At 57.0% G+C, this 3117-nt stretch carries 1 protein-coding gene and 2 pseudogenes; all 3 read left to right on the top strand.

What is annotated here, in order from left to right; translation table 11 throughout:
• Positions 1 to 284: pseudogene (locus FS320_RS46655) on the top strand (integrase core domain-containing protein); the annotation flags it as partial.
• Between the two features lie 315 nt (positions 285 to 599).
• Positions 600 to 1742: pseudogene (gene solA / locus FS320_RS40740) on the top strand (N-methyl-L-tryptophan oxidase).
• A gap of 155 nt (positions 1743 to 1897) precedes the next feature.
• Positions 1898 to 2359, top strand: coding sequence for a GNAT family N-acetyltransferase (locus FS320_RS40735; protein ID WP_152718221.1), 462 nt, complete (start codon positions 1898 to 1900; stop codon positions 2357 to 2359).
• Positions 2360 to 3117 lie beyond the last annotated feature (758 nt).

Below are 3117 nucleotides of genomic sequence, written 5' to 3'. Positions count from 1 at the left end.
CCAATGGTCTCGTGGAGCGCTTCAACGGGCGGGTGCAGCGCGAGGTGCTGGGCATCACCATCTACAGCCATCGGGACCTCGAGACGCTGCTCAAGGGCTTCAATCAGGCCTATAACAGAAGACGTCAACGCGTGCTCAAGGGGCGATCCCCGGATGAGGTTGTGCGAAGCCGCCTGGCTGCCGAGCCGAAGCTCGCCAACCGCCGCTACAAGCCACCCGATGCAGACGCGTTGCCGCCAGCCCTCCAGGTCATCGCTCATGCCAAGGAGGTCTCGCATCCAGACATGTACGAATTTGCGATACGTTGTTGCCAACTTTCGATTTCAGGATCAGTGGGCGCAGCCGCATCAAGCAGCAGGAATGCCTTCGTCTCACAGCGGAGATATGCCGCGAACATAGTATCGGTGGTCGGCGCATGCGGAGCCATGCGCTCTATCATAAACCGAGGGAAGCTGATTTTGGTGTTTTGCAAGGTCAGAAAACGTCAGGTGCTGGCTATGACCCTCGCGCACTGCCTCAAGGTGCAGGACCGTTGCGCTGCGATCCCAAAAGGATAAGCTTATTCCACCAAATACATCCGGTCCGTGAGGTATCCTGGCATGAGATCGTTCGACACCATCGTGATCGGCGTCGGTGGCATGGGTTCTGCTACCCTCTGGCAACTGGCTCGTCGTGGCCAGAAGGTACTCGGCATCGAACGATTTGATCTCGGCCACAGCCTGGGCTCGTCGCATGGGGTGAATCGGATCATCCGCCTCGCCTATTTCGAGCATCCCAATTATGTGCCCCTCCTTCGTCGTGCCTACGAGCTATGGCGGGAAGCTGAGCAGCTTACCAAAGAGCAACTGCTTTTCGTCACAGGCGGGATTGATGCAGGCGCGGAAGACAGCCGAATCGTTCAGGGTGCGTTGACCGCATGCCGGGAGCACGACCTGCCTCATGAAGTACTAACGGCTCAGGAGACCCAACAGCGGTTCCCCGGCTACAAGCTCCCTAACAAGTATGCTGTTGTGTATCAGCCGGATGCAGGATTTGTAGCATCGGAACGTGCCATCCTCGCGCACGCCACCCTCGCCGTATCTGCCGGAGCCGAGATCCACGGGCGTGAAAAGGTGCTCGCTATTGAGCCTGCCAACGGGCGGGTGGTGGTCGTAACGGATCAGGGCCGATATGAGGCCGGGAAGGTTGTGGTTTCAACAGGAGGATGGGTTTCCGATCTCATACCTGCCCTTAAGACGAAAGCAGTGCCGGAAAGGCAGGTCCTGGGGTGATTCCTGCCGCAGAATCCTGACCTCTTCAGGCCAGAGGTTTTCCCGGTCTCGAACATCCTGAGCGAAGTCGGCCACTTCTACCAATTTCCGATGTGGGGCATTCCTGGTTTCAAGATAGGGCTCTATCACCATTTTCATGAGACCGGTCATGCGGACGAACTCTCCCGTGAGCCGACGCCCGCCGACGAAGAGGCCCTCCGCAAAGGCATCCGGCACATGTTCCCAGATGCCGATGGTCCAACCTTGCGGCTCGCAGCCTGCCTGTTCACTAACACTCCGGACGAGCACTTCGTGATCGACACCCTTCCAGGAACACCGGAGGTCGTAGTCGCATCACCCTGCTCTGGGCATGGGTTCAAGTTCGCCAGCGTGGTCGGGGAAGCACTGGCAGATCTCGCCACCGAAGGAAGCAGCCAACTCGATCTCTCCTTGTTCGATATGAAACGGTTTGAGGAGGCACCAGTCGCCTGATCAGACCTAGAGCGTCGGACCGTTAAGTGGACGCACTGCCAGCGGCTTCGAGATTGGCTCCAAGATTGCGGGAATGCAGAACTCACTGGATCTGACTTCGCGTCCGATGCTCTAGATGTGACGGTAGGCCGACCATCGGCAAGCGAGTGAAACTAATGCACGCGATCCGCCCTGCCGTGTCTGCTGACCGTGAGGCTGTCGAGGCCGTCGTCCAAACCGCCTACAGCGTCTACATCGACCGTATCGCAAGAGAGCCAGGGCCGATGATGGACGACTATGAGGCTCTTATCCAGCAGGGACATGTGTATGTTCTTGATGACGAGGGCGGCATAGCCGGTCTCGTTGTGCTCATTCCCGAGACCGGGACAATGCTTCTCGATAATGTTGCGGTGAGCCCCAATGCGCAGGGAAAGGGCTATGGAAGGCGGCTAATTGCCTTTGCGGAAGAGGAGGCACGTCGCCAGGGATTTGGGACGATCCGGCTCTACACGAACATTGCCATGACCGAGAACCTCACATTCTACGAAGGGCTTGGCTACGTCGAAACCCATAGCGGTGAGGAGAATGGGTACTCTCGCATTTATATGGAGAAGCGTTTAGCTAAGTGCACCCGCTGAGTACGAGCCGGTTATGCGACATAAACCTCAAGGCTCGTCGTCCTCGTCTTCCCAGTCGCCGTACGGCTCACTAGCCATCCCAACTTTCTTGAGCAACTTCGAATAAGGGTCCGTCGTCACCTTTTGACCCATTCCGATGGGCTCGATTCCGAAGCGCGGTCATCGCCGAACACTGTTCGAGTGTGTTCAGTTCGGCGGACCGAAGATCTCCCACCCGAAATCGGCAGCAATCGTCACGATCTCATCCATACCCCCATATTCAAGGTCCCACTGAGCGGTTACGTGAAGTGCGAACCATACTCTGGGAGGGGCAGGACCGCTGTCGCCGTCCTGCCCCTGCTGATGACCTTCCGTTGCTCTCGATAACTCGCTTATGGCTCGTGATCGAGAGCACTTCAGGCTATCAGCGACTTCTTCGCTTTGTTCAAATCATTCGATGCTTATCTGCCAAGATCGAATCTCTTTCCTCCCCTATCTGAACACTCGAACAGAGCATCCAGAACAAGAGAAGAAACGAGTGTAAACTCTGCCTGAGTCATTACTCTCCGCAGTAGCCACGTGGCCGATTTACTCGGCGGCTGGTGGTTGCCCGATACCAGCTTATTGCAGCCCCTTCCTGGTCAGACCCACCGTACGCATCCGAGGTGGGCCGCCTTGTAGGAATTGTCGGATTTGGCACTGACTGTCCTTATTGACGTCAAAAAGGACAGTGCGGCTATGGATCGAGTTGAGATTGTCGATACGGGTCGGCGTCGTCG

The sequence above is a fragment of the Microvirga tunisiensis genome (genome assembly GCF_009296175.1).
GTDB classification, from domain to species: Bacteria; Pseudomonadota; Alphaproteobacteria; order Rhizobiales; family Beijerinckiaceae; genus Microvirga; species Microvirga tunisiensis.
The sequence above is the reverse complement of the archived record's forward strand: the minus strand, read 5'-3'. Positions and strand labels throughout refer to the sequence as shown.